Source organism: Polaribacter marinus (assembly GCF_022662535.1).
Taxonomy (GTDB): domain Bacteria; phylum Bacteroidota; class Bacteroidia; order Flavobacteriales; family Flavobacteriaceae; genus Polaribacter; species Polaribacter marinus.
Genome location: NZ_JAKQYM010000004.1, coordinates 75,251 through 99,109, shown reverse-complemented (window position 1 = coordinate 99,109; position 23,859 = coordinate 75,251). Strand labels below are relative to the sequence as shown.

At 30.7% G+C, this 23,859-nt stretch carries 18 protein-coding genes and 1 tRNA gene; 6 read left to right on the top strand and 13 right to left on the bottom strand.

All coding sequences use genetic code 11. The annotated features are described in order from the left end of the window. Window positions 1-69 precede the first annotated feature (69 nt). Complete coding sequence (locus MC378_RS07090; protein ID WP_242178058.1) at window positions 70-450, bottom strand: DUF423 domain-containing protein; 381 nt, start codon at window positions 448-450, stop codon at window positions 70-72. Between the two features lie 73 nt (window positions 451-523). Between MC378_RS07090 and MC378_RS07085 the strand changes: the two genes are divergently transcribed. Then, a complete protein-coding gene (locus MC378_RS07085; protein ID WP_242178057.1) occupies window positions 524-1,894 on the top strand; it encodes a saccharopine dehydrogenase family protein in 1,371 nt (456 codons plus the stop codon). Here MC378_RS07085 and MC378_RS07080 read toward each other — a convergent pair whose 3' ends face one another. Beyond that, the gene (locus MC378_RS07080) at window positions 1,895-2,563 is read right to left on the bottom strand and encodes a tRNA1(Val) (adenine(37)-N6)-methyltransferase (RefSeq protein ID WP_242178056.1); all 669 of its coding nucleotides are present in this window, start codon (window positions 2,561-2,563) and stop codon (window positions 1,895-1,897) included. 704 nt (window positions 2,564-3,267) lie between these two features. Here MC378_RS07080 and MC378_RS07075 point away from each other — a divergent pair. Next, entirely contained in the window at window positions 3,268-4,185 is a 918-nt protein-coding gene (locus tag MC378_RS07075) for an ABC transporter ATP-binding protein (RefSeq protein WP_242178055.1), read from the top strand. A 4-nt stretch (window positions 4,186-4,189) separates the two neighbouring features. Further along, window positions 4,190-4,975 (top strand): ABC transporter permease, encoded by a 786-nt coding sequence (locus tag MC378_RS07070; RefSeq protein WP_242178054.1) that lies wholly within the window; start codon window positions 4,190-4,192, stop codon window positions 4,973-4,975. Window positions 4,976-5,445: 470 nt separating this feature from the next. Here MC378_RS07070 and MC378_RS07065 read toward each other — a convergent pair whose 3' ends face one another. From MC378_RS07065 to MC378_RS07045, 5 genes are all read right to left on the bottom strand, one after another. Then, complete coding sequence (locus MC378_RS07065) at window positions 5,446-7,791, bottom strand: T9SS type B sorting domain-containing protein (RefSeq protein ID WP_242178053.1); 2,346 nt, start codon at window positions 7,789-7,791, stop codon at window positions 5,446-5,448. A gap of 470 nt (window positions 7,792-8,261) precedes the next feature. Beyond that, a complete protein-coding gene (locus MC378_RS07060; protein WP_242178052.1) occupies window positions 8,262-8,726 on the bottom strand; it encodes a DUF2207 domain-containing protein in 465 nt (154 codons plus the stop codon). A 375-nt stretch (window positions 8,727-9,101) separates the two neighbouring features. Beyond that, window positions 9,102-9,188, bottom strand: a tRNA-Ser gene (locus MC378_RS07055). 2 nt (window positions 9,189-9,190) lie between these two features. Then, a complete protein-coding gene (gene rimM, locus MC378_RS07050) occupies window positions 9,191-9,715 on the bottom strand; it encodes a ribosome maturation factor RimM (protein ID WP_242178051.1) in 525 nt (174 codons plus the stop codon). Window positions 9,716-9,734: 19 nt separating this feature from the next. Further along, window positions 9,735-10,268: a 30S ribosomal protein S16 gene (locus tag MC378_RS07045; protein WP_242178050.1), complete on the bottom strand. Its 534-nt coding sequence runs from the start codon at window positions 10,266-10,268 to the stop codon at window positions 9,735-9,737. Window positions 10,269-10,655: 387 nt separating this feature from the next. Between MC378_RS07045 and dnaE the strand changes: the two genes are divergently transcribed. The 3 genes from dnaE (at window position 10,656) to MC378_RS07030 (ending at window position 17,041) form a co-directional block, all read left to right on the top strand. Continuing rightward, window positions 10,656-14,993, top strand: coding sequence for a DNA polymerase III subunit alpha (dnaE, locus tag MC378_RS07040; RefSeq protein WP_242178049.1), 4,338 nt, complete (start codon window positions 10,656-10,658; stop codon window positions 14,991-14,993). Window positions 14,994-15,059: 66 nt separating this feature from the next. After that, window positions 15,060-16,373 carry a D-arabinono-1,4-lactone oxidase gene (locus MC378_RS07035; protein ID WP_242178048.1) on the top strand — a complete coding sequence of 438 codons (1,314 nt, stop codon included), beginning with the start codon at window positions 15,060-15,062 and terminating at the stop codon, window positions 16,371-16,373. After that, window positions 16,373-17,041 (top strand): HAD family hydrolase, encoded by a 669-nt coding sequence (locus MC378_RS07030; RefSeq protein WP_242178047.1) that lies wholly within the window; start codon window positions 16,373-16,375, stop codon window positions 17,039-17,041. Before MC378_RS07035 ends, MC378_RS07030 begins: the two co-directional genes overlap by 1 nt. Window positions 17,042-17,085: 44 nt before the next feature. Here the strand turns inward: MC378_RS07030 and gldA are convergent, their stop codons facing one another. The 6 genes from gldA to MC378_RS07000 form a co-directional block, all read right to left on the bottom strand. Beyond that, a complete protein-coding gene (gene gldA / locus MC378_RS07025) occupies window positions 17,086-17,979 on the bottom strand; it encodes a gliding motility-associated ABC transporter ATP-binding subunit GldA (RefSeq protein WP_242178046.1) in 894 nt (297 codons plus the stop codon). A gap of 47 nt (window positions 17,980-18,026) precedes the next feature. Next, complete coding sequence (locus MC378_RS07020) at window positions 18,027-18,848, bottom strand: hypothetical protein (RefSeq protein WP_242178045.1); 822 nt, start codon at window positions 18,846-18,848, stop codon at window positions 18,027-18,029. Between the two features lie 25 nt (window positions 18,849-18,873). Then, window positions 18,874-21,624 carry a carboxypeptidase-like regulatory domain-containing protein gene (locus MC378_RS07015; protein ID WP_242178044.1) on the bottom strand — a complete coding sequence of 917 codons (2,751 nt, stop codon included), beginning with the start codon at window positions 21,622-21,624 and terminating at the stop codon, window positions 18,874-18,876. Between the two features lie 33 nt (window positions 21,625-21,657). After that, window positions 21,658-22,503, bottom strand: a complete 846-nt coding sequence (locus MC378_RS07010; RefSeq protein ID WP_242178043.1) for a GLPGLI family protein — start codon at window positions 22,501-22,503, stop codon at window positions 21,658-21,660. Between the two features lie 116 nt (window positions 22,504-22,619). Beyond that, window positions 22,620-23,447, bottom strand: a complete 828-nt coding sequence (locus tag MC378_RS07005) for a GLPGLI family protein (RefSeq protein WP_242178042.1) — start codon at window positions 23,445-23,447, stop codon at window positions 22,620-22,622. Continuing rightward, window positions 23,444-23,800, bottom strand: a complete 357-nt coding sequence (locus MC378_RS07000; protein ID WP_242178041.1) for a hypothetical protein — start codon at window positions 23,798-23,800, stop codon at window positions 23,444-23,446. The genes MC378_RS07005 and MC378_RS07000 overlap by 4 nt, the downstream gene beginning before the upstream one ends. Window positions 23,801-23,859: the final 59 nt, after the last annotated feature.

Sequence of the window (23,859 nt, the reverse complement as noted above, 5' to 3'; positions counted from 1 at the left end):
ATTATATTATAATGCAAAATTAAACATTATTTTAAAACAGGGTTATTTTTGACTAAGAAATATCAATTTTTAATTTTTATTCATTTTTTTAACAAAAATCATCATCAATAAAAACCATCCAATTATAAAAAACAAACCTCCTAAAGGAGTAACAAACCAGATAGATTTTGCTGAAACAGAAGTTAATTGAATCAGATAAATTGAACCCGAAAACAAGAGTATTCCTAAAAAGAAAACATAACTAATTCTATTTTTCTGTTTTTCAGAAAACCCCTCATAGATATTTACAAATAACAATACAAACACATGATACATTTGATATCGGACTGCTGTTTCAAAGCTCATTAACTGTTCTGTAGTTAAAATTTCTTTTAGAGAATGTGTCCCAAAAGCTCCTAAAACAATAGCTAGTAATCCTAAAAAAGAGGTAATTAGTAAATTTTTAAACATTTTTAATGGTTTTTGTTAAATTTTAAACAAATGATGTATCTTCGTATTTATACAAAAATACATCTTTTCATTTATGAAAAACATACTAATTATTGGCGCAGGAAAATCGAGTTCATCTTTAATCAAATATTTATTAGATAAATCTGATGAAGAAAATCTTTATTTAACGATTGGAGATATTTCAACAGAAAATGCAAAGAAACTTATCAATAATCATAAAAATGCAGAAGCAATTCTTATTGATGTATTTGATAAAAATCAACGTGAAGAAACCATAAAAAAAGCAGATGTTGTTATTTCTATGTTACCAGCAAGGTTTCATCTACAAGTAGCTAAAGACTGTATTTCTTTTAATAAACATATGGTAACAGCTTCTTATATTTCTAATGAAATGAAAGAACTAGATGTGGAAGCTAAAAAGAAAGGATTGGTTTTTATGAATGAAATTGGTCTAGATCCAGGAATTGATCATATGAGCGCAATGCAAGCTATTGATAAAATAAGAAGTAAAGGTGCAAAAATGTTATTGTTTGAATCTTTTTGTGGTGGATTAGTTGCTCCAGAAAGTGATAATAATTTATGGAATTATAAATTTACTTGGAATCCAAGAAATGTTGTTTTAGCAGGACAAGGAGGTGCTGCAATGTTTATACAAGAAGGAACCTACAAATACATTCCTTATCATAAATTATTTAGAAGAACCGAATTCTTAAAAATTAATGGAAGTGGAAATTTTGAAGCCTATGCAAATAGAGATTCGTTAAAGTATAGAAACGTATATGGTTTAGATAACATACCAACTATGTACAGAGGAACTATTAGAAAAGTTGGTTTTTCTAGAGCTTGGAACATCTTTGTACAATTAGGGATGACAGACGACAGCTATACAATAGAAAACTCTGAAAACATGAGCTACAGAGATTTTGTAAATTTATTTTTGGCCTATTCTCCATCAGATTCTGTTGAATTAAAATTACGTTCTTATTTAAAAATAGATCAAGATGATTTAATGTGGGAAAAATTAGTAGAATTAGATCTTTTTAATCCAACTAAAAAAATTGGAATTAAAAATGCTACTCCTGCACAAATGCTTCAAAGCATTTTAGAAAATTCTTGGACATTACAAGAAGATGATAAAGATATGATTGTTATGCAACATCTTTTTGGTTATGAAATTGATGGAAAAAAACATCAAATTGAAAGTAGTTTGGTTGTTCTTGGTGAAAACCAAACATATACTGCTATGGCAAAAACAGTAGGTTTGCCCGTAGCAATTGCTGCTTTAAAAATCTTAAAAGGAGAAATTAAAACTCCAGGGGTACAGTTACCAATTACCAAAGAAGTATATGCTCCTATTTTAAAAGAATTAGAAAATTACGGAATCATTTTTAAAGAAAAAGAAACTACTTATTTAGGATATAATCCTAATAATGTAGTAGGATAACTACATTTTTAAATAAAAATATTTTGTTAAATTAATATACTCTTTTGTATATTGATGACGAGCTGTTTCTATAATTAAATGTTCTTCTTTAATTGTTGTTTGATGAAAAGAAAACTCTAACAAACTTCTTTTTATTTCTGAATTTTTGTTGCCTTGAACCCTACAAACTCTATTTAAAAGTAAGTTGTTATTTTTTGCTAAATTGATAAAATTACCTTCTTCTTTAAAAGGGATCACAATAGAAAATTTTCCACTCTTAGATAATATTTTAGAAACTCCAACAAGCAATTCATTAAAAGAAAGTGAAGAAGTAAAACGAGCTTTATTTCTAGAAACATCTTCAGTTTCAAAATCATCCGTATAAAAAGGTGGATTCGAAACAATGAAATCATAGGTTTCTTCCTCCTCTGCTATTTCATCAGCAAACTCTTGAAAAGTAGCATTATAACAATACAATCTATCTCCCCAATCTGAAGCTTCAAAATTAGCCATAGTTTGTTCGTAAGCATTTTCATCAACCTCAACAGCATCAATTGTCATTGCATCGGTACGTTGTGCAATCATTAAAGAAATTACACCGGTTCCTGCACCAATATCTAAAATTGTATCTGGATAATTATCTACTGAACACCAAGCTCCTAATAAAACACCATCTGTTCCAACTTTCATGGCAGTTTTATCTTGGTTGATTGTAATTTCTTTGAAAATGAAGGGTTTTGAACTAATGATTTCTACTATTTAATCTTTATTAAATCTTCTTTTAAAATAATCTGATTTAGTCTTTCTGCTCTTAGAGCGATTTAAATGTTGAACCACAAAATATAAAACAATAAGCCCTAAAAAGATCAACATATTAAAAAAAAACAGAAAGAAAGCAATTTGAATTCCTTCTTATATTGTATGATAGCAGTAGTTAGCAAATTGTTATTTGTAAAGCAACTCCAATTACGTCCCTAATTTAACCTGCTAAAAAACATTAAATTATATGAGTCTAAAATTACTAAAAAAAGAGAATATATCAAAGGTATTTTGATGCAAACTATACTAATAAATCAACTAGTGTTTATAATTGCTAGCTCTGGTATTTAAATGAATTATCTGTAATTTGTACTAGTAAGTAACACATGGGAAAAGTTCTTCTTTTATTGATGTTGAATTCGTTTGATATTTGAGTCAGGATCTGTAGTGACCACTGTGGGTCAAGCAGTGATTCATGATGATAAAAAAAATGCCTTCTATTTTTTTCAATTCTTTATTGTACAACGTATTATTCCCAAGAAATGTATAAGACCATTCTTACTTTATCTAATCGTTTGTTACATTTTCCATCTTTAATCGTTCTTATAATATACCAACCCAATAAACTTATAAAAATGAATGAACTTGTTGTAGAAACCAAAAACCTTAATTTTTCTTATTCTAAAAACAAGAATGACATTCAAGATTTGGAGCTTAAAGTTCCTAAGGGAAGTATTTATGGTTTTTTAGGTCCAAATGGCTCAGGGAAAAGCACCAGCATTCGTCTTATTCTTGGTCTTTTAAAGAAAAATTCCGGAACAGTTGCTCTTTTTGGAGAACTTTTTAATGAACAATCAAGACTTAACGTTTTAAATAAAGTAGGTGCCTTGATAGAAAACCCTTCTTTATATGAGCATTTAAATGCGATTGACAATTTGAAAATATCTGCTAATTACAGACAAAATATATCTTCAAATAGAATTCAAGAAGTATTAGAGACTGTAAACCTAACTAAGGCTAAAAACAAAAAGATAAAAGAATATTCACTAGGAATGAAACAACGATTAGGATTGGCAATTTCATTATTAAGTAATCCTGAACTAATCATTTTAGACGAGCCAACAAATGGATTAGACCCAAAAGGAATTATAGAAATGCGCACCCTTATTAAAGACTTAAACAAAAAGTTTGGCACAACAATTTTTATTTCAAGTCACTTGTTAAGTGAAATTGAAAAAACCTGTACACACGTTGGTATTATTAGAAATGGTAAGATGTTATATCAAGATACTGTAGCGAGTTTAAAAGATTCAAAAGGTACAAACATTAAAGTTGAAATAGAAGTAGACAACCCCAATGAAGGAGTGTCTGTACTTAAGAATTTGAAAATGGAAAACATTTCGTTGCTTGATGATTTGTTACAAATTGAAGTAAAAAATAAAAATGAAATAACAGATGTGATAGATGTTTTAAGAACGGAAGGAATTCATATTTACCAAGTAACCATTAAAAATAATTTAGAAGAACTCTTTTTATCATTAACCGAAAATTAATAGTATGTCAACAATAGTATATTATACCGCAAGCTTAAAAAATGAACTTATTAAATTAAAAAGAACATTTGCTTTTTGGCTTACCATTATTAGTGCAATTCTTTTTCCAATATTATTTTTTATCGCTTATATTTTTGAGCATAAAACTTTAGTACCTGCAGCAGGGGTAAATCCTTGGGGGAAATTTATGGTGACTCAAATTGAAAATTCTACGCCCTTTTTTATACCCATGTTTATTGTTTTAGTTACCAGCTTGATTATGCAAATAGAGCATAAATCTTTAGGTATAAAACATTTATTTGCATTGCCTGTACCCAAATCGAGTATCTATTTCGGAAAATTAAGCATTGTTATTTTAGCTATAATAGTTACTTATATATACTACTATATAGCAATTCTCTTATCAGGTGTTTTATTAGGTTTTGTTTATCCTGATTTAGGATTTTTAAATTTTCAGCCAGAACATTTTCAATACCTAAAAATATTAATGACTTCTTTTGTGGCTTCTTTAGGTATTATTGGAATTCAATTTTGGTTAAGTTTCAGATTTAAGAACTTTGTTATTCCTTTAGGCTTTGGAATGTTCTTAGCTATTATTGGTATCATTGTTTCACAAGCTCCACAACAATCCATTTATTTTCCATATTCGTTTAGTGTTTTATCAGTTTCTCTAGGTGATAAAATGCCTTTAATTTTTGGCATTTCCTCCGTTACTATATTTAGTATCCTATGTTTTTTAATAACAAGTATTTTTGGTTATTTCAACATAAAAAAGTTAAATATTAAATAGTAAATTATTTTAACGATTATTAACTCTTGCATTATGTGTATATAAAAAATACGTGCTTCTGTAAGAGGGTTTTCCGACGTAAAACTTTAGCTCCCTTACCAGAACCACATCAAAAAGCCATTAATACATCTACATAGATTGTCATTTCTTTATAGCGTTTTGGTTCTGCTACAATTTTTTGTTTGTATTACATTTGACTGGAAATTTTGTGAGCTTTAGTTTTTAGCTGTAAGACGTTAGAGATTCCTTGTCGTTTGTTCCTTGCTTTTTCAGAATAACGTTGGTTAATTTTTGTTGTTATGTGGGCTTTTTATTAGGTGAAATATTTACTCTAAATATATACCGCTTAGAGAAACTAATTATTTTTTTTAAGAGTCTATATTTAGTTTATTAAGCAGACACGGTGTTCTGTATTTGTGCATATTTTAGTTTTTTGATGTTACTAAATAACTAATTTAGCAAAACAACATCTATCTTAACAAAGCAAAATGTCCTTTGTATTGCTTGCCATTTGGGTGGTTGATAATGTACCAATAATCGTTGCTTGGTAGGTTTGCCCCATTTAATGTTCCGTCCCAGCCTATAAGTGAGGTGGTTTTGACAAGTAATTTTCCGTAACGGTTAAAAATGAGAAGTTCTAAATTTGCATTGAAATCTCTCGAAGTGCCAACGGGTCTCCAAACATCGTTTATATGATCTCCATTAGGTGTAAAGAATTGTGGGAATCCTAAAATTGAAAACTCTATAAATGTGTTGCGACATAAGTTTTTGTCACGTACATAAATGGTATGAAAACCAGGTTGCAGATTAGAAAAAGTGTTTGCATCTTGGTAGAAGTCAAATTCATTATCTATAGCGTATTCGTAATCGCCTTCGCTAGAAATGGTAATGCTTGCTGTGTTATTTGTTGTTAATTCGGTATACTGTAAACCATCAATTACAAGTTCGTTTAATGGTAATAGAGTAATCGTTCTTGTTTTGCTACATCCATTTGCAGCGGCTATGATTACGGTGTAAACTCCTATTTGATTGGCGTTAAAAGTTGGTGTATCAACACCAGTATCTGTACCATTAAATAACCATTGGTAATCGAAATTGTTTGGATTTCCATTGGTAACACCACCCAATAAATTTGTGGTTTGAGGAAAACTATTTAAGCAGTATAAAATAATTTCGTCTTCTAATAATTGTGGTGTAAAAAGCACATTTAATGTGAGTTCCGAAATGGCATAACATTGGTTCGTATCAGTTGTGACTTTTACAAAAATGGTTTGGGAATTTTGAATGGTATTGTTAAAATTTCCATTTATAACATTGGTTTCATCAAAAGCATCAGCATAAGTTGTGTAAAATGTTATGGATGCATTTGCTGGTACTTGAAGTTCAATTTGGGTTCTAATGTCATTCAAATTAAAGGTTGCAAAACCATCGACTACTTCATCATCACAAATATTAACATCTTGTAAGGTTAATGTGTTTGCAGAAATATCTAAGATAATTTCTGCTATGTTTGAACAACCTGTTGCCTGACTTATAACTGATGCGTAAACAATTTGTCCAGCAGTTGTATTATTATAATTACTAGGATTTGGAATAGGATTGCTTCCGTTTTCAGCATCCGTAAAAGAAGTATAAAAAGCCGTAATACTTAAGGCTTGATCATTATTAATGATAACATCTGTAGCTTCAAATAAATTATACGTTGTTAAACCATCTTGATTGGCATCACATTCAATAATTGTGGTGTCCATTACATTAGGAAGTGGGGCGTATTCTAGAATAATTTCACCGTAAGAAATACAACCATTATCTAAGGTAACTTCAACATTATAGGTACCTGTTTCGGAAACGTTAAGTGTGCTTTCGGTTTCGGTGGTTTGTTCTACAGTATCTTTAAACCATTTATAACTTGGTGTTCCTGCTTGTGTAGCATTTAAGGTGATGCTTTCGGTTCCGCAAATTGCGTTGTTGGTTGCTAGAAGTCTATCGACACCTAAATCTGTAGTGAGTTGAAAACTACCCGCTTCAAGAAAAACGGCGGAATCGTAACGGTAATTTTCATGATCGGCAATTACCAATTTTACATGATACGTAACATTAGGTGTGGTGTTTGCTGTTGCGGTTAAAATGGTAGTTTGACCATTGAAGTTTATAGGTTGATAACTTGAATCATTCCAACCACCAAAGTAAGCTTCGTTAATTGGATCACAAGAACCTGGAATTCCTGAATGCACAGTTGTTACTTTTATAGGAGTTTGTGTGTCTGGAACAAGTGCTATATTTTCATAATCGGAAACTGGTGCACTTGCAGGTTTTATTAAAAAACCAAATAAATCAGAATATCGACAAGTGTTTGAGTCTCCTTCTTGGTATTCTTCCGAAGCAAAAAGATAACGAAAACTTACTTGATTTGCTTGGGTAGTAAAATCAAATTCTATAATCGTAGCGTTTATAGTATTGGTTTCTTGTAAAGCTGTTTCTAAATCTTGATCGCCCATCCAATTGTTAGCATCGTCATCACTTAAGTTATTATTTGGTCCTGGAACATTGTTTAGTCTTCCTGTACTTAAAACAATACCACTTTGAAAAGGAAAGGTTGTTCCTGTAGCATCGAAGTAGCCGTAACTGCGTTCGTTAGCTCCAAAATTACCTCCAACTGTGTTTGTAACTTGCACATTAGAAATACAATTACTACCTATTAAAACATCTTCAATAAGTTGTTGTGGCGAATAAGTTTGACTGTCTACAGTAATGCTCTGCGCATTTACAAACATTACAGCAAATAAGATAATTAATAAGGCTATTTTCTTTATCATAACAACAGTATACAAAGATAAAAAAGAAGTTAAGTATTTAAAGTATAAAAAGTGTTAAAGCCAATTCTACTTCGAAAATTTTTTAGAATTCAACATTTTTTTCAAATTAGCTTTTAAGGTTTGAATTTTCTAATTCTATTGAAGCATTAATCATTTAATTTCTATTCTCTAAATTGTGATATTCAAAGCCATAATAATTATTTCTTTTTGAAATGGTAACAGAATCTGCTGTGGGAATAAAAAGTGAGCTTGATTTTTAAGTTTTGTTCTTTTCCATTGATGAATACTGAATCAAATTCAGCACAGGCTTCTTCGAATGTTTGACGCTCGCCTGCCAGTTTCTATGGAGGTGGGAACTGTTACTTTGAGTGTTGAGTTTCGGGATTTAGCAAGGACACACCAAGCTGAAAATCCATTAGGTTTTTCAGAAGTAGGCGATAACAAGCAATTACTTATAGCCTTTGTTGTGCTTAGTGTTTTATTTCCAAGTCAATCTGTCTTCCTTCTTCAAATGCTTTTTTATCCATTCCTGTGCCAACTGCGATACCTATAACCATTCCGATTGGCAATCCTATTCCTAAAAAAGCCATATTCCCAAGGCTAGCTCCAAAAGCAACTCCAAAAGGAATTCCGAATGCAGCCATTCCAACTGCCAACCAAGTATTTCGATAATGATTTTTAGTTACCAGTTTATGTTCTTTCTCAATTAGCTTAATTATGAGAGATTGAGTCTTTTTAATTTGTTTACTCAGCTCTTTTTCTGATTCCGAAACTGAATTCACAAGGTTAATTCCGTTATTAATAGATTCTACAGTACCTTTAGGCAATTTCTTTGTTCTCAATTCCATTAAAAGTTTATCGAATTGAGTATAAGAAGCGTAAAGTTTTTTATCTTGGTATTTCTCTGGTCTATTTTTTAGTTCTTTTATTTCCATTTGTTATCATTAAGCACAACTCGTTATATAATCATCAATTCTTATTTTACATCCTAAAATTAAAGGAATCAAAGAACATTATATAAGGATGTACAATTTATAAAAAAATGAAGTATATATTATGATATCTTATGTTTTTTAATACTTACTAATTGATTTTAATAGAAATTGACCTTGATTTTTAAGTTTTGTTCTTTTGCGAGTTGAATCCTATTTATTGTTTCTCTGTTCTTATCCATTGATGAATACTGAATCAAGTTCAGCACAGGCTTCACCAAAAATCTAGACTTATTTTATTTTGGGTTTTGTGGAAAAGTAAAAACCCTTTAAAACATAGGTTTTAAAGGGTTTTGGTATTTTTTAAAAATCAATTTGCAGAGAGAAAGGGATTCGAACCCTTGGTACCGTTACCAGCACACTACCTTTCCAGGGTAGCCTATTCGACCGCTCTAGCACCTCTCTTTTTACAAGTAAAGTTCTATCAACCCTTCTGGAGTATCTACTTCTATTGTATTCTTTTTTCTATCTACTTTTTTAATGAAATCATCTACCATCGGAATAAAAATTTCTTTTCCCTCTCTATCAATTTCAAAAAGTGGTTGTGCAGCTTTATCATTTATATGAACAATCTGCCCCACTTCCCCAAAATTAACATCAACGACAGTAAAACCAATTACTTCATGATAATAAAATTTATCACCAGATAATTTTGGCAACATCGTAGTTGGTAAATAAATTCCCGATTTTAAGATCGCATCTGCTGCTTCCTCAGAATACACGTCTTCAAACTGAACACGTAATTGATTTCCTTTGTGAAGTGAACTTTTTTCAATAAAAAATGGAACCAGATTATTGCCTAAATCGACATAAACTGATTCCATTTCTGTGTACAACTCAGGTTCGTCGGTATCTAATTTGATAACCACTTCACCTTTAAAACTATATTTTGTTACGATTCTGCCTAAATAAAAACAATCTTCTTTACGCATATCCGTATTTCTTTATAATTTATTCTGCTGCCTTTTCTGCTGCTTCATCAATCGTTTCAGGAGCTGTTTCTTCTGCTACAACTTCTTCAGCAACTTCTTCTACAACAGGTTTTGCTGCTTCAATTCTTGCTTCGTTTACTGCCTTTTCTGCTGCAAATGCTGCTGCTTTCGCATCAGATTCTGCTTTAGATAAACCAGCTTCTTTGTCAGAAATTTTAGTAGCTTTTGCTTCTAACCACGCTGCAAATTTTGCATCTGCTTGCTCTTGAGTTAAAGCGCCTTTTCTTACACCACCAGCTAAATGATTCTTTAACATAGCACCTTTGTAAGATAAAATGTTTTTTACAGTATCAGTTGGTTGTGCACCATTTTGTAACCATTCTACAGCTTTATCAACGTTTAAATCAATAATTGCAGGGTTAACATTTGGATTGTAAGTACCTATTTTTTCTAAGTATCTACCATCTCTTTTTGCACGAGCATCAGCGGCAACGATCCAATAGAATGGTTTCCCTTTTTTACCGTGTCTTTGTAATCTAATCTTTACAGACATAATTTGTTAATTTTTTAAGGTTCTCGACCTTGGTTATTAATAATCTTACCATCTCGTAGTAAGTGGGCGCAAAAATACAAAACCTTTTTTAAACTAAAACACTAATTATCAATATTTTTTATAGCGTTCGAGCGGGCTTTCACTACTCGCTTTTTTTATGCTTATTTTTCTCAGTATCTCAAGTAATTATAAGCAATTTCATTGTTTTTGAAAGACACTGAATTGACTTTGCATAAAAAAGAGCTCAAACACACCGTTCAATCCCTAACGCACTTACTAACAACCAATAAAAAATAGCTCTCAATTTCACACTTTAAAATCCATCAAAAAAATGTAAATTTACAGTCCTTTTAAACAAATAAACTCATCTAACAAAAAGCCCTTTTTATGTACTTAATTTTTGATACAGAAACTACAGGTTTACCTAAAAGTTGGAACGCACCAATTACAGATACAGACAATTGGCCAAGATGTATTCAAATTGCATGGCAATTACACGACGCAATGGGAAATGTGTTGGAACACAACGATTTTTTAATACAACCCGACAACTTCAACATCCCTTACGATGCAGAAAGAATTCATGGAATTTCTACAGAATTAGCAACAGAGCAAGGAATTTCTTTAGATGAAGGACTAAAGTTATTTAATGAAGTTTTAGCGAAAACAAAATTTATTGTTGGTCAGAATTTAAATTTTGACTTAAATATCATGGGATGTGAATTCCATAGATTAGGCATAGAAAGTAATTTAACTTCTCTTCCTATTCTAGATACTTGTACAGAGAAAACAGCAACGATGTGCCAGATCCCTGGAGGTCGTGGAGGTAAATTTAAACTTCCCACCTTAACAGAATTACACAATCATTTATTTGGTGTGGGTTTTGGTGAAGCGCATAATGCAACGGCCGATGTGGAAGCAACTACACGTTGTTTCTTAGAGTTGATTCGTTTAAGAGAATTTACCAAAGAACAATTAGATGTTGATGATGAGTACTTTAAAAATTTCTCAGAAGCAAACCCTAAACCTATTCAAGTAATTGGTTTAAAACACATCAACCTTAAAAAAGAAAGCGATAGAATTCGCCAACGTCTTGAAAAATTAAAAGACACAGAAACGACAAAGTCTACTTCGGCTGGTTTGGCCGAATTAAAAGATGTACCTTTTTCTCATTTACACAATCATACCCAATATTCTGTTTTACAATCTACCATGCAACTAGGTAATATTGTAAAAGCTGCGGCAAAAGATAATATGCCTGCAGTTGCCATGACAGATACCGCCAATATGATGGGGGCTTTTCATTTTGTAAATGCCGTTTTAAATCATAATAAAAATGCAGAAACTCCTATAAAACCAATTATTGGTTGTGAATTTAATATTTGTGAAGATCATAAAAACAAATCGCAAAAAGACAACGGGTACCAAGTTGTTTTATTGGCAAAAAATAAAAATGGATATCATAATTTAGCAAAACTGTCTTCTGCTGCCTTTGTAGATGGTTTTTATTATGTACCAAGAATTGATAGAAAATTAGTAGAAAAATACAAAGAAGATATTATTGTTTTAACCGGTAATTTATACGGTGAAGTTCCTAGTAAAATTTTAAATCTCGGAGAAAAACAAGCAGAAGAGGCTTTAATCTGGTGGAAAGAACAATTTAAAGACGATTTATATATTGAGTTGATGCGTCACGATCAACAAGATGAAACCATCGTAAACGAAACTTTACTAAAATTCTCAAAAAAACACGATGTAAAGATTGTTGCCACTAACAATACATTTTATTTAGAGAAAAAAGATGCCAACGCACACGATATTTTATTGTGTGTAAAAGATGGCGAAAAACAAGCGACTCCTATTGGAAAAGGCCGTGGTTATAGATACGGATTGCCTAACCAAGAGTACTATTTTAAGTCTTCAGACGAAATGAAAATGCTTTTTGCAGATTTGCCAGAAGCCATTATCAACATTCAAGAAATTGTAGATAAAATTGAAATTTTTACTCTAGCTAGAGATGTTTTATTACCAGCTTTTGACATTCCTGATGAGTTTAAAGACCCAAAAGATGAAGAGGATAAAGGAAAGCGTGGTGAGAATAATTTTCTAAAACACTTAACTTTTGAAGGCGCAAAAAAACGTTACGGAGAAATTACGGAATCCATTAAAGAACGTTTAGATTTCGAATTATCTGTAATTGAAAAAACAGGATATCCTGGTTACTTCTTAATTGTAGAAGACTTTATACGTGAAGCAAGAAAAATGGATGTTTCCGTAGGTCCTGGTCGGGGTTCTGCAGCCGGTTCTGTTGTTGCCTATTGTCTTTGGATTACCAACATAGATCCTATTAAATACGATTTACTTTTTGAGCGTTTCTTAAATCCAGAACGTGTATCCATGCCCGATATTGATATCGATTTTGATGATGAAGGTCGTGGACGTGTAATGGATTATGTAATTGATAAATATGGCGCAAACCAAGTTGCTCAGATTATTACGTACGGAACCATGGCGGCTAAATCATCCATTAGAGATACGGCTAGAGTTTTAGACTTACCTCTTTTTGAAGCCGATAGAATTGCCAAATTAATTCCAGGAATAAAACTAAAAAATATTTTTGGTGATGATGCAAAAAGTAAAAGTAAAGTTGATGGTTTACGTGCCGAAGAAAAACAATTAGTTGAAGAATTAAAAAACATGTCTTTTGGAAACGATTTGATTTCCGAAACCATTAACAAGGCTACCATTTTAGAAGGTTCTGTTAGAAATACTGGTATTCATGCTTGTGGAGTCATTATTACACCAGGCGATATTACCAATTATGTACCTGTAGCCTTAGCTAAAGATTCTGACATGTATGTTACCCAATTTGATAACTCTGTTGTAGAATCTGCAGGATTATTAAAAATGGATTTCTTGGGATTAAAAACGCTGACTTTAATTAAAGACACTGTTAAAATTGTAAAAGCAAGACACAACATCACTTTAGACCCAGAGAACTTTCCTTTAGATGACGAAAAAACTTACGAACTTTTCCAAAGAGGAGAAACTGTTGGTATTTTTCAATATGAATCCCCAGGAATGCAAAAACACATGCGTTCTTTAAAACCCACAGTTTTTGCCGATTTAATTGCCATGAATGCCTTGTACAGACCTGGTCCAATGGAATATATTCCGTCTTTTATTAATAGAAAACACGGAACCGAAGATATAGAATACGATTTACCTGCCATGGAAGAATATTTGGCAGAAACATACGGAATTACAGTTTACCAAGAGCAAGTAATGCTTTTGTCGCAAAAACTGGCAGATTTCACAAAAGGAGAAGCCGATGTTTTACGTAAAGCAATGGGTAAAAAACAAATTGCGGTACTTGATAAAATGAAACCAAAATTTGTAGAACAAGCTTCTGCAAAAGGACATGATGCTGAAAAATTAGAAAAAATATGGAAAGACTGGGAAGCCTTTGCTAGTTATGCCTTTAACAAATCTCACTCAACTTGTTATGCGTGGATTGCTTATCAAACAGCCTATTTAAAAGCACATTACCCAGCAGAATACATGGCTTCTGTACTTTCTAATAATATGAAAGATATTAAAGCAGTTTCTTTCTTTATGGAAGAATGTAAACGAATGGGATTGGAAGTTTTAGGACCAGATTTAAATGAATCTTATCTAAAATTTTCAGTAAATAAAGATGGTGCTGTTCGTTTTGGAATGGCTGCTGTTAAAGGTGTTGGTGCAGCTGCTGTAAGAGCTATTATTGCAGAACGTAAAGAAAACGGAAACTATACTTCTATTTTCGATTTAGCAAAACGTGTAGACTTAAGAGCTGCCAACAAAAAATCTTTTGATAGTTTGATAAAAGCTGGGGCTTTTGACTCTTTTGCAGATACCCATAGAGCACAATATTTTGCCACTGACGAAAAAGGATTGACCTTTTTAGAACGCGCCATGAAGTTTGGAAGTAAATTTCAAGAAAACGAAAACTCTGCGCAAGTTTCTATGTTTGGAGAAGCTTCTACGGTACAATTTCCAGAACCAGATATTCCAGAATGTGAAACATGGGGAACTATGGAATTGTTATCACAAGAAAAAGAAGTGATTGGAATTTATATTTCTGCTCATCCTTTAGATGATTTTAAAAATGAAATGATTTTCTGCAATGCTTCATTAAGACATTTTAAAGATGATTTAGCAAAATATGTAAACATGAATTTATCTTTTGCTGGTATTGTTACTGATGTACAACATAGGGTTTCAAAAGCAGGAAAAGGTTGGGCTATGTTTACAATTGAAGATTATAATGATAGTAATGAGTTTAGAATATTTGGTGAAGATTATTTAAAATTTAAACATTTTTTAGTTCCTAATTCTTTCTTATTTGTACGCTCAACAATTCAACCTGGCTGGACCAATAAAGAAGGTGTTACAAGTGATCCACGTTTAAAATTTACAGATTTTAAATTGCTACACGATATCATGGATGAATTGTGTAAAAAAGTCACTATTAAAATTCCTTTAGACGAAATAAAAGAAGATACTATTTTAAATTTAGAAACCATTTTAAAAAATAACCCAGGAAAACAATCTTTAAACTTTACCATTTGGGATGCTAAAGAAAAAATTGAAATGAGTTTACCTAGTAGAAATACTAAAGTTCATATTTCTAAAGAATTACTTACTAGTTTAGAAAATCAGCAAATAAAATATAAATTAAATTGATTTTATTGACAAACAGTAACAAAACTAGCAAATCCTATTTATTACGATTGGCTATATAAAAAATAAATGACACAAAACAAAAACGGTGTTTGGGTAAGTTGGAATAAAAATCTTACACACAAATACACATCTCTTTATAAAATTACCTCCGAAAAAGAGCTACAAGAAGTTGTTAAGAATTCAGATAAAATTCGTGTTTTTGGAAGCAAACAGTCTTCTGCAGATATTGCTTCTGATGCAGAAACTTTAATTGATATTACTTCCTATAATAAAATTATATCCTTTAATGATTCCGAAAAAACAATTACTGTTCAATCCGGTATCCTTTTAGGTGACTTCATTGAAACTATAGAAAACAAAGGCTGGTGCATTCCTTGTTTGCCAGATATTAATACAATTACAATTGGTGGGGCTTTAGCTACTGGAACACATGGTACCAGTGGAAAATTATTATCAGAATATGTAAAAAAGTGCAGTCTTATTTTAGCTGACGGCACTGTAAAAGAAGTTACAGATAAAGACGAATTAATTCATGCCCTTAGAGTTTCATTAGGAGTTTTAGGTGTGTTCTCTGAAATCACTTTTCAATGCGAACTCATTTACACATTGCATGTAAAAGAAGGACCTGAAAATGACAAATTTTGGTTACCAAAAATAGAAGAGCGTTTAAAAAAACACGATTTTTTAAGAATTCTTTGGCTACCTCATACCAACAAAGGCTATGTAATTACTGGGGACAAAATCAATCCAAATACAGAAATTAAAGAAGACTTAGGTCCTAAATATTTAAAACACAGAAGAACAGCTTCAAAAGTATTATACAAATACACACATATTTTTCCTTGGATAACAGCCATTGCCAATAAACTGTTATACAAAGGTTTTTTTAGCTCAACAAAAGAACACAAAGGTTCTTTATACCAAGCAACTGTTACAAAATCTAGAGGATCTACCTTAGAGTTGGCAGAATGGACCATTGGTTTAGATGTATTCCCTAAAGTATTTGAAGAATTAAAAAAAGAAATTAATAAGTGGAGTAATAAATCGTTTATTCATATACCAATGGACATTCGTTTTGTGTATAAAGACCTATCTTGGTTAAGCTATGCGTATAAGAAAGATACGGTTACCATGGGATGTGTTTCTAGAAATGCAGCTACCGCAGACACTTATGAAGCATTTAAAAGTATTGAGAAAATATTTTTGAAATACGGAGGTAAACCTCATTGGGCAAAACGTTTTACAGCTAAAGATGCAGAACTTACTAAAGTTTATGAGCAATGGAATGCTTTTAAAACTTTAAGGAAAGAATTAGATCCAACTAATAAATTTTTGAACCCGTATTTAATGGAAATATTCAACGAAAAAAGAAATAATTAATGGAATTACCAAAAGGATTTTTATTTGATTTTGATGGTGTAGTTGTAGATAGTTTTGAAAGTCATTATTCGGCTTGGACTTCTGCTTTTAAAGAACTATTCAATCAAGAAATAGTTCCATTTCCTAAAAGTTATGCAGGAAAATCTCCTAAAATAATTGCAGCCTACTTTTGTAGTGTTATTGATGAGGAAAAACGTTCAAATGATTTATTTCTTCTAAAGAAAAAACATCTAGACATCTATTTTAAAGTTCCTAAGTTGCTACCAGGTGTTAGAGAAATTACTCGTTTTCTATCCGAAAAAAACACTTCTTATGGAATTGCAAGCAATGCTACAAAACAGTTTTTAAAAAATAGCATTCATCATTTATACTTAAATTTTACCACCGTTTTTGGATTGGAAGATTATGCAAAACCAAAACCTGCACCAGAAGCATATATATCTTTAGCAAAAGCATTGGGCTTTAAAGAAAATGATTTTAATGAGATTTGGGTTTTTGAAGATAGTTTAACAGGAACAAGAGCTGCAAAATTAGCAGGCATGATTCCTATTGGAATTACTACAGAATATTCTGGAGAAGAACTAAAAGAGGAAGGAAGTGTTTTGGTTTTTCCTACCTTATTAGAAGCTTATGAATATTTGAATAATCATGAAATTAAAAAAGAATAGATTATAGAGTTTCTTATATCGTTGAAATGACAACGTTGAGAATATTAAACTGTAACTTCTCTAAAAAGCGTTTCTAAATTCTTGTTTTTGGTATTTAAACTAAGAATTTTTAAGCCATTCTCTTGGGCAAAGTCAAATACCGTTGGTCTCATATCTTCATCAGATTCAAAAGTAATGTACCAAGTATTGTCGTAATTATTTTTATAAGAGACTATGTTTGGTAATTTTTTTATGAATTGCTCTTCTAACTTATAATCAAAGGCAACTTCTATAATTTGTTGATTGTTTTCTTTCAATTCAGAAAGCTTTTTATCAATTAATAATTTACCTTTTTTAATGATGATTACTCGATCACAAACCGCCTCTACTTCTTGCATAATATGCGTAGAAAACAAAACTGTTTTGTCTTTACCTAATTCCTTAATTAGTTCTCTAATTTCTACTAACTGATTTGGATCTAAACCTGTAGTTGGCTCATCTAAAATTAACACTTTTGGATTGTGCAAAATAGCTGCTGCTAAACCAACTCTTTGTTGGTATCCTTTAGAAAGTTGGTTAATTTTCTTATGCGCCTCATTGGTTAAACCAACTTTTTCAATACAGGCTTGTATTTCATTTTTATCAACTTTAAAAACAGCTGCTTGAAATTGCAGGTATTCCCGCACGTACATATCCGAATACAATGGGTTATGTTCTGGTAAATACCCAATTATTTTTTGTGCTTCTAATGGATTTTTTAAAACGTCAATCTCATCAACAAAAACTTCACCAGAACTTGGTTTTATAAACCCCGTTAAGATTTTCATCATGGTTGATTTCCCCGCTCCATTGGGACCTAAAAAACCTATAACCTGTCCCTTATCTGCATAAAATGAAACTTCACTCAATGCTTTCTGTGCTTTATAATTTTTTGAAACAGATGTTACTTTTATTGACATTTTGTAGTTGTAGTTTGAATACTATTTATAACGCAAACAAATTAATTTTAGTTTGCAGAAATATTTTTGTTTAAACGAATTTTTCTTAGACTTTTCATTCTAGCCCAAGTAATTTTATGACGTTGTTTATAAAACCACAAAGTACCTAAGTCTAATAAAAAATAGAAGAAACTTATTCCACTTGGCGGATTAAAACTAGGTAAAAAATCGAAAACCCCCCAAGCAGTTGCAGGCCATTTCCAACATAAATAATTAGTTCCTATAATTTCTAAATAAGCAACTGTAATATACATTGTTAAATAAAAAAGGCGTTCTCTTGGTTTTTTCCTTAAAATAAATAAGGTTGCAGCAGTCATTACAAAACCAAAAACATCATTCCCAAAAATTAAAAAAGCAGTTGCATAAACGATGATAAAAATGGTAAAAATCTTTTCTATAAACGCTCTATTTTTAACAATTGCAGATGCCTTAGAAAAATACAAAACAGCTACATACACCAAAGCATGTCCAGGCGGCACATAATGTGGCACATTTTCTAATCTATAGGTATACATACCCATTACAATAGAAAACAAATACTCTCCTATAATTGCAATAATTACGGCAAAAATCATTTGTTCTTTTACCCTTTTATTTACTTGCCAAAAAGTTACTGCAAAACCAACAAACATACTAATATTGGCATAAAACTGTGCGTCATCAGTGATTTCTAACATAAAGAAACTATCTAAAAACAACCCAAAAAGTATAAATACATAAAGAGCCCCTAAACTTTTAGTTGCTACGTACAAAGGAGATTTAGATGCTAGTAAACTCATTCTGCTAAAATAAATAAAGTAAATAAAAAATGGCCCAATTTCTTGAGCCATTTTTTATTTAAAAATTCTAATTGAACTATAATTGATATTTTACTCTTAAGCTAATAAATCTAGGTAAAATAAAAGTTTCTTTTATAGAAAAAACAAGATTACTTGTATTTACAGAAGCTGTAGAACCAGTAGCTAAAAGGTTACTACCAACTAATTCATATTCCCATTTAGCATCTTTGTTTTTTCTATAGGCCAAAGATGCATCTAAAATCTTATACGAATTTGCAACCACTCCATCTTGTTTTACTTCGTTATAAGAAAAATCAGAACGAACCGTTAATGAGTTCCAAACATAAGCATCAAAACTAATAGAAGGTGCATTTGTAACCCCTTTTATGGCTGCAGTTCTTGCACTGTTATTTTGATCTGATAATCTTAAGCTATATCCTAAAGTTACATTGGGTGCTTTTCTAAAATTAGTACTTACGCTTGCAGAATAACTTTGAGAAAATAATTTATTTGTATTCTCTAAAGAATTGATAAATTGATATGTTTTACTAAAACTATAATTAGCTCCTAAAGATGTTTTAATTTTATTAAATGTTTTACCTAATCTACCTGATGCTGTAAAGCTTTCATTATCAAAAGGAGAATTTAATGAAGTACTACTTGAAACTACAGAACCTGGTTCAAAAATTACATTTGAATTAATTTGATCTATTGTTTTCTTATAATTGATTCTTGCAAATACATTTGTATAATTAAATAAATTAAAACTAGAATAATTTAAGTTTAAATTATGAATATGTGCATTCATTAACTCTTGATTACCATAATAAAAAGAATCATAACTATTAGCAACAATACCTCTTGCAAGTTGATTTACATCTGTAAAATTAACCTCTTGTTTATAAGAAAACCTTAAAGATTCACTTTGTTTAAATTGTGCAATTATAGAAAGCTCTGGAAATATTTTTTGAAATTGATCTTTAAATATTTCTGTTTGATACTGTGTGTTTTTTACATTATAAGCATGCAAAGTTACCCCTGGAGTAAAAGTAAAAATACCCGATTTTAAACGATATCTTAACCCTGCATAAATATCAGAAAAAGTATATTCTGTATCATTTGTTGTTTGTGGATCTGTATTTCCTGGAATTGTAGGAGTTGGATCAACTGTTGTTCCGTTGTCTAATATTTGAAAAAATTTAGAATCGAAATTTTGCTTGCTCTGTATGGTTCCTACAACAAAGTTTAAATTACTTTTATCATTTAGAATATTGTAATAATCTAATTTTGCATCTAATTGATTTGATTTTACTCTTCTATCTTGCTCTAATGTATAAAACAAGTTACTTCTATTTAAACCTAATGTTTCTGCTGCATCATCAAAACCATCATTATTTACATCATCATTATTTGATGGGTCATTTTCTAAAGAAGCCACATAAAACGGATCTTCGTCTTGTATTAAATGTTGTGCCTCTAAGGCAAAAATATTTTTTTCGTTTGCTGTATAAAAATAGCTAAAATTTTGATTGATTTTATAAGGTGTTGCTCTTTCACTTTCTGTGATATCACTTAAAACAAAAGAATTAACATCGTCTGTTCTAAACTCATTTGAAAAACGACCAATAACATCATAGTTAAATTGCTTTCTTACATTTTGTTTATAATTTGCACTAAACTTAAACAAACCTGTATTACTTGTTTGATCTGTAATACTCTGTGTAAAATCATCTGGAGTTATTGGGTCTATATAATCGCTAGTAACATTGTTTTGTTGTCCATTTCGATTACTAGAAAAAATTAAAAACCCACTTAAATCTAATTTTGCATTAGGTGAATAGCTAAAATTTAAGGCTGTTAATTTAGTTTCTATTCTATTAGCATTTCTTACATTTGCATTTAAAAAACCAATACCTGCACTTGCTAAACTTAAGTTTGTTCCGTTTGATGGGCTTTGACTTCTAAAACCTCCACTAAAATTTCTAATATCGCTTCTATCTAAAACAACTTCTCCCATATTATTTACATCACCAATAACGTTAATGGTATATTTTGGCGAGTAATAAAATAATTTTGGCTGAAAAAGGTATAAGCTTTCACCTGGTGCATTTCCTGCTCCCGCAGTAATATCTCCAAACCAAAAATTCTTTTTTCCTTCTTTTAGTCTAATATTTATTGCTACTCTATCTTGATTGTTTTGCACACCACTAAGCTGACTTACATCTGCATAGTTTCTTAAAATTTCAATTTTATCTAGTGCATTAGAAGGAATGTTTTTAGTTGCTAATTTGGTATCTCCATCAAAAAAATCTTTACCATCAACCATTATTTTTTCTACGGTCTTACCTTCTACTTCAATTTCACCCGAATCATTAATTTCTACCCCAGGTAGTTTTTTTAAAACGTCTTCTAGCTTTCTTTCTGAACCATTTTGAAAAGAATCTGCATTGTAAATAATTGTATCTCCTTTTATAGTTACTGGCATTTTAGAAACAATATTAATACCGTCTAACATGTTATCTTCAAATAAAGTAACATTTTTAACAACGTCTATTTCTTTGGTTTCTACAACAAAATCAGAAGATTTCATACCCACATAACTGATTTTTATATCAAAAGTGGCATTCTTATCTAAACTTAATTTATAAAAACCTTTAGCATCTGTAAAACCATAAGAAGCCATTTTTTTTGTGGTTTTATTGATAGCCAAAACGTTTGCCATTTCTAATGGTTCTCCAATACTATCTTTTACAACACCTGTTAATTTAACTTGTGCATTGGTAAAAAGCGAAACCATAAAAATGGTTAGGAATACTATTTTTTTCATCTAAATTGTTTGAATTTGTTTTTATGTTTTTGATTAGAAGCGTCTTCCGCCACCATTTCTTCCTCCTCTACCTTGAAAATTTTGTCTTAACTCTTCTGTTTTCTTAGTAACTGTTTCGTTGTATTTTTTTCTAGTAATCTTTTTTCCTTTTTTTGGAGCTTCTATAGCTGCTTTTTCTGAAGGGTTCATTACTATTTCTGTACATAAAATTGTTGTAGTTCCTTCGTTAATCTCTAAAATTAAACCTGGTAAACCCCAGTATTCTCCTGGCCCATTACTAACTGGTATTTGAGGTGTATACCAAGCTGTCACTAAAACTTTTTTAACTTCTTCTTTCTTCCCAGAATCTTTACTATCATCATTTCTTGGTCTTCTAAAATTAGAAAAATCTAAAGGATTAACATCTTTAAGTAAGGTTGCTTTATAACAAGTATAGTTTCCTATTTTTTTAGTTTCTGCTCCCAATTCCCATTGTGGTTGTTCCATTTCATCAGAAATTAAAAATTTCTTACCAAAGAATTCTGTAGCTTCTATAGCTACTTTATCTTTTGTGTTTTTATATTTTGTTCCTCCACTAGAAAAACCACCAAATCTTGGTCCTCTTCCGCCACCAGTGGTTGGGGCACTTAATTTTGCATCTTCTTTATATAGAGATGAAGTTTTATCAAAATCTAAAATAAATGTTTTCTCTAACTGAGATTTCATTCTTTCTGCAAATTGCTTTTTTTGAGCTTCAGAAATTTGTCTTCCTCCTCTACCTCCAAAATTATCTAAATTTATAGATGTTTTTGACATGTAAATTGCTTTTCCTTGAAAGTCTTTTTGAGCAAAAGTTGCTACTGTTACAAATGCTAAGATGAATGTAAATAATGATTTCATATTGTTTTCTTTAATTTTTATCAAAAGTAATTTTTGTTACCTTCTGCTAAGACTTAAAAAAAAACGAAAGGTTTAATCCATAGTAGCATAAAATTAGTTAAAGTTTCTATTTTATATTATCCACCTATATTTATTTCAATTCCTTTTCCATCTTTACTTCTAAAACGCTCTAGCATTTCTTTTGATTTCTGATTACTTATCTTGTTATATTCTTTTTGATTTACAACTTTTCCTTTTTCTGGTTCTTCAATCACAATTTTCTTAGAAGGATTAAGAATAATTTCTGTACAAACCATAGTTGTGGTTCCGTCATTTATTTCTAGAATTAAACCGGGTAATCCGTAATAAGTACTTGGTCCATTACTAATTGGCACTTGCGGAGTGTACCATGCAGTAGTGTTAACTGTTACTTTTTTCTTTATTTCTTCTAACTTTCCATCAACAAGCTCTACACTTGTTTTATCTACCTGTTTAGATAAAGTAGCTTTATAACAAGTATATTTTCCAATATTTTTTGTTTCTGAAGATAGTTGCCAATCATAAGTTGCTAAAGAATCTTTAATTAAAAAAGCTTTCCCCATAATTGAGGTTTTGTTAGCATATCTTTTTTCTTTAATATTTTTGTAAAACACATCTGTATTGGTACCTCCTCCAAAAGACATCACTGTAAGTCCTCCAGCCTTAGGTTGCGGTGCATTTAATTTGGCTTCTTGCTTATACGTTGATGTTGATTTATCAAACTCTAGAGTAAAAGTCTTTTGATTCATTTTACGCAATCTTGCCTCTATTTCTTTTTTTTGAGCATCAGACATCGTTGATTTTTCTCCTCCAATTTTAAAACTAGATTTTCTACTTGTTTTGTATGTTGCTTTTCCTATAAATTCTTGTGCATTTATAAAAATAGACAAGAATAAAATTAATGACGTAATTATTTTAGTCTTCATTTTTTTAGATTTTTTGTTACCCTGTTAATATAATTTACCCCTTTTTTCATTCTTACAATGAGGCTGTCAATATCTTTTGCTTTGCTATTAGACTTAAAACTATAATCATACTTGTAACTTAATTTATTTGTAGATTTTTCCTCTAATTTTACTTTAATCTCAAGAGAAACATCACTTTCGGGGTCATTGTCTTTAAAAACTTCTTTAATATCTTGCCAATTAATAGTTTCTAATTCTTTAGAAGAAGTTACACTAATACTTAACGAATTTGTATTGATGTAAGACACATGCTTCTTCTGAGAAAAAACAAATGCTGATGTAAAAATGCAAATGATTAAAATTATTTTATTCATAATAGTATATATTTTTTTAATACATTACAAATGTAATCCTTAAAACAACTTTACTTAGT

What these genes read in the sequence shown, in the direction of transcription:
- MC378_RS07090 (WP_242178058.1), bottom strand. Translation starts at nt 450, where the DNA reads ATGTTTAAAAATTTACTAATTACCTCTTTTTTAGGATTACTAGCTATT.
- MC378_RS07085 (WP_242178057.1), top strand. Translation starts at nt 524, where the DNA reads ATGAAAAACATACTAATTATTGGCGCAGGAAAATCGAGTTCATCTTTA.
- MC378_RS07080 (WP_242178056.1), bottom strand. Translation starts at nt 2,563, where the DNA reads ATGAAAGTTGGAACAGATGGTGTTTTATTAGGAGCTTGGTGTTCAGTA.
- MC378_RS07075 (WP_242178055.1), top strand. Translation starts at nt 3,268, where the DNA reads ATGAATGAACTTGTTGTAGAAACCAAAAACCTTAATTTTTCTTATTCT.
- MC378_RS07070 (WP_242178054.1), top strand. Translation starts at nt 4,190, where the DNA reads ATGTCAACAATAGTATATTATACCGCAAGCTTAAAAAATGAACTTATT.
- MC378_RS07065 (WP_242178053.1), bottom strand. Translation starts at nt 7,791, where the DNA reads ATGATAAAGAAAATAGCCTTATTAATTATCTTATTTGCTGTAATGTTT.
- MC378_RS07060 (WP_242178052.1), bottom strand. Translation starts at nt 8,726, where the DNA reads ATGGAAATAAAAGAACTAAAAAATAGACCAGAGAAATACCAAGATAAA.
- rimM (WP_242178051.1), bottom strand. Translation starts at nt 9,715, where the DNA reads ATGCGTAAAGAAGATTGTTTTTATTTAGGCAGAATCGTAACAAAATAT.
- MC378_RS07045 (WP_242178050.1), bottom strand. Translation starts at nt 10,268, where the DNA reads ATGTCTGTAAAGATTAGATTACAAAGACACGGTAAAAAAGGGAAACCA.
- dnaE (WP_242178049.1), top strand. Translation starts at nt 10,656, where the DNA reads ATGTACTTAATTTTTGATACAGAAACTACAGGTTTACCTAAAAGTTGG.
- MC378_RS07035 (WP_242178048.1), top strand. Translation starts at nt 15,060, where the DNA reads ATGACACAAAACAAAAACGGTGTTTGGGTAAGTTGGAATAAAAATCTT.
- MC378_RS07030 (WP_242178047.1), top strand. Translation starts at nt 16,373, where the DNA reads ATGGAATTACCAAAAGGATTTTTATTTGATTTTGATGGTGTAGTTGTA.
- gldA (WP_242178046.1), bottom strand. Translation starts at nt 17,979, where the DNA reads ATGTCAATAAAAGTAACATCTGTTTCAAAAAATTATAAAGCACAGAAA.
- MC378_RS07020 (WP_242178045.1), bottom strand. Translation starts at nt 18,848, where the DNA reads ATGGCTCAAGAAATTGGGCCATTTTTTATTTACTTTATTTATTTTAGC.
- MC378_RS07015 (WP_242178044.1), bottom strand. Translation starts at nt 21,624, where the DNA reads ATGAAAAAAATAGTATTCCTAACCATTTTTATGGTTTCGCTTTTTACC.
- MC378_RS07010 (WP_242178043.1), bottom strand. Translation starts at nt 22,503, where the DNA reads ATGAAATCATTATTTACATTCATCTTAGCATTTGTAACAGTAGCAACT.
- MC378_RS07005 (WP_242178042.1), bottom strand. Translation starts at nt 23,447, where the DNA reads ATGAAGACTAAAATAATTACGTCATTAATTTTATTCTTGTCTATTTTT.
- MC378_RS07000 (WP_242178041.1), bottom strand. Translation starts at nt 23,800, where the DNA reads ATGAATAAAATAATTTTAATCATTTGCATTTTTACATCAGCATTTGTT.